The 7,106-nt window shown below is 44.9% G+C and carries 7 protein-coding genes; 4 read left to right on the top strand and 3 right to left on the bottom strand.

Annotated elements, in window-relative coordinates; all coding sequences use genetic code 11:
* Nucleotides 1–263: 263 nt before the first annotated feature.
* Entirely contained in the window at nucleotides 264–1,043 is a 780-nt protein-coding gene (locus tag AAA952_RS15265; protein WP_105250260.1) for a tetratricopeptide repeat protein, read from the bottom strand.
* Between the two features lie 431 nt (nucleotides 1,044–1,474).
* Between AAA952_RS15265 and crp the strand changes: the two genes are divergently transcribed.
* The 4 genes from crp to AAA952_RS15245 all read left to right on the top strand — a co-directional run bounded on the left by crp (nucleotide 1,475) and on the right by AAA952_RS15245 (nucleotide 4,521).
* Entirely contained in the window at nucleotides 1,475–2,110 is a 636-nt protein-coding gene (crp, locus tag AAA952_RS15260) for a cAMP-activated global transcriptional regulator CRP (RefSeq protein WP_006080082.1), read from the top strand.
* 83 nt (nucleotides 2,111–2,193) lie between these two features.
* Nucleotides 2,194–2,541 (top strand): PepSY domain-containing protein, encoded by a 348-nt coding sequence (locus AAA952_RS15255; RefSeq protein ID WP_105250261.1) that lies wholly within the window; start codon nucleotides 2,194–2,196, stop codon nucleotides 2,539–2,541.
* Nucleotides 2,522–3,196, top strand: a complete 675-nt coding sequence (locus AAA952_RS15250; RefSeq protein WP_131523983.1) for a response regulator transcription factor — start codon at nucleotides 2,522–2,524, stop codon at nucleotides 3,194–3,196. The genes AAA952_RS15255 and AAA952_RS15250 overlap by 20 nt, the downstream gene beginning before the upstream one ends.
* Complete coding sequence (locus tag AAA952_RS15245; RefSeq protein ID WP_287478547.1) at nucleotides 3,193–4,521, top strand: ATP-binding protein; 1,329 nt, start codon at nucleotides 3,193–3,195, stop codon at nucleotides 4,519–4,521. The genes AAA952_RS15250 and AAA952_RS15245 overlap by 4 nt, the downstream gene beginning before the upstream one ends.
* Before the next feature lie 102 nt (nucleotides 4,522–4,623).
* Here AAA952_RS15245 and AAA952_RS15240 read toward each other — a convergent pair whose 3' ends face one another.
* Nucleotides 4,624–5,427 (bottom strand): DUF1338 domain-containing protein, encoded by an 804-nt coding sequence (locus AAA952_RS15240; protein WP_338258244.1) that lies wholly within the window; start codon nucleotides 5,425–5,427, stop codon nucleotides 4,624–4,626.
* 209 nt (nucleotides 5,428–5,636) lie between these two features.
* Nucleotides 5,637–7,097, bottom strand: a complete 1,461-nt coding sequence (astD, locus tag AAA952_RS15235; protein ID WP_338258242.1) for a succinylglutamate-semialdehyde dehydrogenase — start codon at nucleotides 7,095–7,097, stop codon at nucleotides 5,637–5,639.
* Between the last annotated feature and the right edge of the window lie 9 nt (nucleotides 7,098–7,106).

Raw genomic sequence — 7,106 nt, 5'->3', positions numbered from 1 at the left:
CTTGATGAAGCAGCTTTATTGCAACTCAAAGGTATGAATACGCTGACGTTAACGCCCGATAATTTGCATTTATATCATTCAAAAAGCACAAGCACGGGTGTCGAATATCACATCCTGGATTCTTGGACACTCGGTTAACCTTAATCAAAAACAAAAAGCCCGAGTATCCACTCAGGCTTTATTTTTCAACTTATAAATCAATTTATTAATCAATACTAGAATAAAAAATAGCAGTTAACTAGAGAGCGATGATGAAGAAATACCTATTCGAGTAAACGTAAGGTTTCGCGATAGGCACGCTTTTGCTCGTAGGTTTGTAACCGCAGCATAAACTCATCAGTCTTAGTCATTTCAGCATTCATTTTCAACGCTTCGATCGCTTTCTGCTGCGTCGAAATAGCAGCACCAAAATCGCCTAACTCCGCATAAGCCGCGGCTAAATTATCAAGATTTGTAGGATCGTTTTCATTCACTTTGAGTAATTTTAAGGACAACTCGACCGCTTTATTGCCATCACGATATTCAGCTTCGGGACAAGTTGCTAAAATCCACGCCACATTGCCCAAAGCAACATCATCACCCACTTGGGAAAATTGCTCGACCGCTTTACCGCAGTTGCGCTGCACACCGTCACCGCCAGACGCATAAATAAAGCCTAAACGGAATTGAGCCCAACGACTGCCCTGCTCACTCAACGCTTTATACCAATGCTCAGCGACTGACAAGTCACGCTTGATCAATTGGCCTTCAAATGACAGATCCGCTAAGGTTTGCTGCGCTTTTTCATGCTGTTGTTCGGCGGCAAGTGAGATCCAGTGCAATCCAGTCGGCACTTCTTGCGACACAAAACGTCCAGAGAGATACATTAATCCCAGCAAAAATTGGGCATCGGCATCACCTTGCTCTGCCGTCACTTGAATATGCACAAACTTACTGGCCGCAAGTTCAGCTGCTGGCTGCGGGATAGAAAATGCGTGCGCCGCAGAGCTCAGCCCAATTGTTAAGCTTAAACCTGCACCTAAAACCCATAATCTGTATTTCACTTGCTTACCTCTCTTAAAAACAACTGCCCTCAAAGTTAGCCAGAATTAACCCCATAAGTCGAGCCTAAATACACACAAACCTCAGGATAATGGGGGAAGCTAAGCCAAATGGAATGTCAAATTTAAAAAGTGAAACATGTTATTGTGTAATTTAGTGGCATATTTTATTCATAATCTATAATAAAACTGCTGAAATAGACTGGTAAGATGTGATTAACTCGACAGAGTTAAGTGAATCCAGCGAGTTTCATATCGATTTAGTTGACTTAAATCACTAAAGTAGCAAAATAAGCTCTAATTTTAGATGGTTAATTGCATTTATTCACTTATTCTAAACTAAGACTTCCATCAAGTTTTTGTGAGTTTAATTGACGTAAAATGCTTATTTAGAATACTCTTACTTTCGTTTTAATCAATCGAGGAACACCAACATGGCTCTGATTGGTAAGCCAAAACCTGATCCAACTTTGGAATGGTTTTTATCACACTGTCACATTCATAAGTACCCTGCAAAGAGCACTCTTATCCATGCTGGTGAAGACTCAGATACCCTTTATTACATAGTAAAAGGTTCTGTAGCGGTATTGATTAAAGATGAAGAAGGTAAGGAGATGATCCTTTCTTATCTGAATCAAGGTGACTTTATCGGTGAACTAGGTTTGTTTGAAGAACAAGCCGAACGTACCGCTTGGGTTCGTGCTAAGCAAGCTTGTGAAATCGCTGAGATTTCATATAAGAAATTCAGACAGTTAATTCAAGTTAACCCTGAAATTCTGATGAAGCTGTCTGCACAAATGGCCTATCGCCTACAAAGTACCAGCCAGAAAGTGGGTAACCTTGCATTTTTAGACGTTGCAGGCCGTATTGCTCAAACTCTATTGCATCTGGCTAAACAACCTGATGCTATGACACACCCTGATGGCATGCAGATTAAGATCACTCGTCAAGAGATAGGCCAAATCGTTGGCTGCTCACGGGAAACTGTGGGTCGTATCTTGAAGATGTTAGAAGAACAGAATTTGATCCAAGCTCATGGTAAGACAATCGTGGTATACGGTACCCGTTAAGTTAGTCTTCAGCTTGATTTAAGCCTGCCTTATTAAAGTGGCCTAGAATAAATTCTAGGCCATTTTTTTATTGGGGAGCTCAAATGAAACGGCTGTTTTTAATCTGTTTTTTCAGCCTATTCACGCTGGTGCATCCAATAATCTTGCATGCCGAACCTATTGAATTAGAACATTATCAAGCCAAGGCGTTAGTTAACTCTGGGCAAATATTGTCCTTAAACGGTACACTCGCCGTAGTGAACCAATTTTGCCAAGGTGAACTAATTGATGCTCATCTCTATCAAGAAGATCATAAATGGCGCTATGATTTGCAAATCAAAGTTCAGCGTGGCCAAATCGTTAATCTCAGTATTGATGCAACTAATGGTCAAGCCGATCAATCAATAGCACTACCGAGCGAATGTCGAAAACATGAAACTGTTACTCGTTGAAGATAACCCAATGCTAGTCACCGAGCTGGAGAAACAACTCAAACTCGCTGGCTATGTAACCGATATTACAGACAAAGCGCTTGAAGCCGATTATCTGATCAAAGAAACCCAATACGATTGCGTAATCTTAGACATAGGTTTGCCCGATGGCAACGGCCTCGAATTGCTTGAAGGCTGGCGAAATCAAGGGATCAGCACTCCAGTTATCATGCTGACTGCCCGCAGCCAATGGCATGAAAAAGTAGAAGGTTTTAATGCTGGCGCCGACGATTACTTAGGTAAACCTTTCCACGCCCAGGAATTATTGGCCCGAATCCAAGCTTTAATCCACCGTGCACATGGTCGTCTAAACACCTCAAGTAAACAATTGAGTTATGGTGGCGTGGTTTTAGATGAAGCAGAGCAAACGGTAAAAGTGGCCGAGCAGCTGTATGAACTCACAGCAATGGAATTCAGGCTGTTAAAAATCTTCCTCATGTCACCTAAGAAGCTGCTATCTAAGACGCAGCTAACCGATAAGCTCTATCAGTTTGACGATGAAAAAGAGAGTAATGTGGTCGAGGTTTATGTCACCCATCTACGCAAGAAACTGGGTAAAACCACGATCGAAACCCGTCGCGGCCAAGGTTACATCTTCCACGGCATTATTGAATGATCTCGATCCGCACTAAGCTCAGTTTATGGTTAACTGGCTTACTCGTGTTAGGTACTATGATTGGACTGATACTGTTTGAGTCCATGCTACGTCAGGCCTTCCACGACTCTATTATCAATCGCTTAGAAGAAGATCTCGAACATATCATGCTGGCAACCCATATCCATGATGGGGAGATCAGCATAGATCAAAGCCAGCTTTCCAGTTTCTACAAGCCCGCCTATTCAGGCCGTTATTTTCAGCTTAACCTGCCAAATGAAGTGATTCGCTCACGCTCCCTGTGGGATATGCAGTTAGATATCGAGCCACTAGCACCGAATCAAACCCGCGTCTGGCAAGCTAAAGGGCCAAAAAATAACGATATGCAGTTATTATCACTGGGATTAAATTCCAGCAGTGCCAATGTCAGCGCCACCTTAACCGTTGCGCAAGATTTGAGTATCGGTAGACGCGTGTTTAGTGAGGTTTATGGCACTAAGCTTGGTGTCAATCTGGCGATGTTAGTTGCTATGATCGCGGGGATATTCTTGATCCTACGTCAATCCTTTAAGCCAGTTAAGCACATACAGCACGCACTTTCTCGGCTAAGACAAGGGGAAATTAACGCACTGGAGCTCAATAATATTCCCCCCGAAGTACAACCATTAGCAAAAACCTATAATGAACTACTTGAGTACACTGCCAAGCAAATTGAACGTAGCCGCAATAACTTAGGTAATTTGAGCCATGGGCTCAAAACGCCACTTGCCGTGATGCAGCAACAGGTTGAAGCCCTTGGCCTCAAAGATCCTGAAACTGCCATTGCCCTGCAGCAGCAACTTGATTCGATTCACAAGATGGTCGAGCGTAAACTGGCTGCCGCGAGGATCACTGGCGACATGCTCCCCGCAGCGCAATTGGTGATCCCTAGGGATTTACACAGCCTAGCCAACACGCTAAATAAGGTTCACCGCAACAAGTCCATTGAATGTGATTTCGAACTCGATCCCAATATTCTCAGACTGCCTATTCACAGGGAAGATGGCATGGAGCTCTTAGGCAACCTGCTAGACAACGCCTTTAAATGGGCCCAGAGCCGAGTCAGCATTCAGCTATCGCGTCAGCAAGAGCGTCTCTGCCTTTGTATCGATGATGATGGTCCAGGGGTTGCTGATGATGAGCTAGATAAGCTCACACAAAGAGGAACAAGGCTTGATGAGTCTGTGATGGGTCACGGTTTAGGATTATCAATAGTGAAAGAAATTGCCGAGCAATACGAGATTGAACTGCAGTTTAATCACAGCACTCGCTTAGGTGGATTGAGGATCGAGCTGACCTTTAGCTAGCCCCAGGTTATGCCAATCGTATTAAATACCTTGTTTGAAATATCCATAAAAAACGCCATCGAATTGATGGCGTTTTTTTATGCTCAAAGCAATTTGAGGACGTTAGGCTTTATTCACATTGGTGCTTTCAAAAATCTTGTCGGCAGACGCTGCCACAAAGCCTGTGTAGAGCTCACCATTAGCCATAGGATAACGTAGTGCAAACTCATAGAAACAGCTTGGGATTTCCACTGTCGCGTCAGTAAATTCAACACCAATTTTATCGGCCATAGTCGACGATTGTTCTAATAATACTTCTGGCGAACCTTTGATCTCACCACCTGAACTATTGAGCACAAATCCCGCTTTCTTCAGTGCTTCATTCACTGACTCTAAAGTCTCAAAACCGTCGAGGTGATTGATAGACACAGTGAAATGGTTAGCGCGATAACCAAAAGCCGCTACCCAAGCTGCATATTCACTCTCAGTTAATAAGTCCTGATAGGTTTTAGCATCTAAAGACCAATGACGGCCAGAGTAAATAAAGTTGTCAGCGGTAGTCGCAGCAGCGTCCACTTGAGCGATTAAGCCTTGAATAGTTTTTTGCAGCGCAGAACTAAATTCTTCAACCAACAGCTCAGAGATAAACACTTTAGGCTGAGTCGAGTCTGGATGTTCAAAATGCTTAGCGATCAGTTTTTTCTGTTCAAACTTATAATCACCGCAAGGTACATAACCTAATGAAGTGAAATGCTTAGCCAGTACGTCCAAATTCACCTTAGCGATATTGAAAGTACGCAGGGCAATATGGTCGTTGATGATCGGCTTACCATGACCCAACAACGCGTGCACTTTTGCCGCAGAAGGGGTCATTTGAATATAGTCTTGCCACAGGGCGGCAAATAACGCGTTGATGTCGGTATGCATAAAAACTCCTTTTATTGTGCTGCGGTTATTGCTGTTATTTTGCCGCGAACACTAAATGTAACGACCTAAATGCCACTGTTGCAGCGTCACACATACCCACAGTAGAAGCTCAAGTTACGTTACTGCTTGTTATTAAAAAGGAAGAACATTCGTCCTTCCTCCTCTTTACCACGTACTCTTTACCAGATAAAAGTCAAATATCTACCCGCTTACAAGCTCAAACCTGGGCTTAATGTCGCAGGTAAGCTCACTGCATCGGCCTCGACCGAAGCGACCGGATAAGCACAGTAATCGGCGGCATAGAAAGCGCTCGCCCTGTGGTTACCCGATGCACCTACGCCACCAAAAGGTGCCGCGCCCGATGCGCCAGTGATTTGTTTATTCCAGTTAACAATCCCTGCACGAATGCGCGCGAGGAAATAGTCATAATCTTCACGGCTATCGGCCAGTAAACCCGCTGACAAACCATAACGCGTTTGGTTAGCCAGTTTGATTGCCTGATCGAAATCGCTATAACGCACTAGCTGTAGCAGAGGTCCGAAGTATTCTTCATCCGGCAATGCATCGATCGCTGTCACATCGATAAGGCCAGGAGACACTAAGCCTGTACCCGCTTCTAGATGGGTCAACTCGACCAAAGACACGCCGCCTAAGCTCAGCAGATTCGCCTGCGCCGCAACCATACCTTTGGCGGCAGTTTCAGAAATCATTGAGCCCATAAAAGGTTGTGGCTGCACATTCCAAGGACCGACTTTAATCTGTTTAACCGCATCGACTAACATGGCAATCAGCGCATCGCCCTGCTCGCCTTGCTCGACATATAAACGGCGCGCACAAGTACAACGTTGGCCAGATGAAATATAAGCCGACTGCAAAATATCGTGCACTGCGGCCTTAATATCCTGCACACCTTTAATGATCAGTGGGTTATTGCCCCCCATCTCAAGTGCTAAAATCTTGCCTGGATGACCGGCATATTGTTGATGTAAAAAATGACCCGTGCGTGAGCTACCGGTAAAGAACAGACCATCGAGCTGCGGGTGAGAAGCCAGTGCTTTACCCGTATCCACCTCACCTTGGACTAAGTTAAGTACGCCAGCAGGCAGACCCGCTTTATCCCATAGGCTGACCATCAACTCGGCGACTTTAGGCGTGAGCTCTGAAGGTTTGAAAATCACGGTATTCCCAGCCAGCAGCGCAGGGACTATGTGGCCGTTCGGCAAATGACCAGGGAAGTTGTAAGGACCGAACACCGCCACAACACCGTGAGGCTTATGGCGGATAACCGCACGTCCGGCTGGCGTATCGTTGGCTTCAGTGCCCGTACGTTTATTGTAAGCCGCGGCCGATAAAGCAATTTTGCCTATCATAGCGCCGACTTCGGTCGCGGTTTCCCACTGAGGCTTACCGGTTTCTTGGGCAATCGTTTCTGCCAGTTCCGCTTTATTGGCTTCGAGTTGGCTGCGATACGCTTCAACTATGGCTAAACGCGCATCGAAACCTAACATAAACCAATCAAACTGTGCGGCGCGCGCGGCATCAACGGCGGTATTAACTTGTTCTGCAGTGGCCGTTTTACCTGTCCAAATAGTTTGAGCATTGGCAGGGTTAATTGAGGTCACGTCATGACCTTTGCCAGCATGCCACTGGCCTTGAATATAATGTGTCATTGGTTATTC

Source organism: Shewanella sp. M-Br, assembly GCF_036245925.1.
GTDB lineage: Bacteria > Pseudomonadota > Gammaproteobacteria > Enterobacterales > Shewanellaceae > Shewanella > Shewanella oncorhynchi.
The sequence above is the reverse complement of the archived record's forward strand: the minus strand, read 5'-3'. Positions and strand labels throughout refer to the sequence as shown.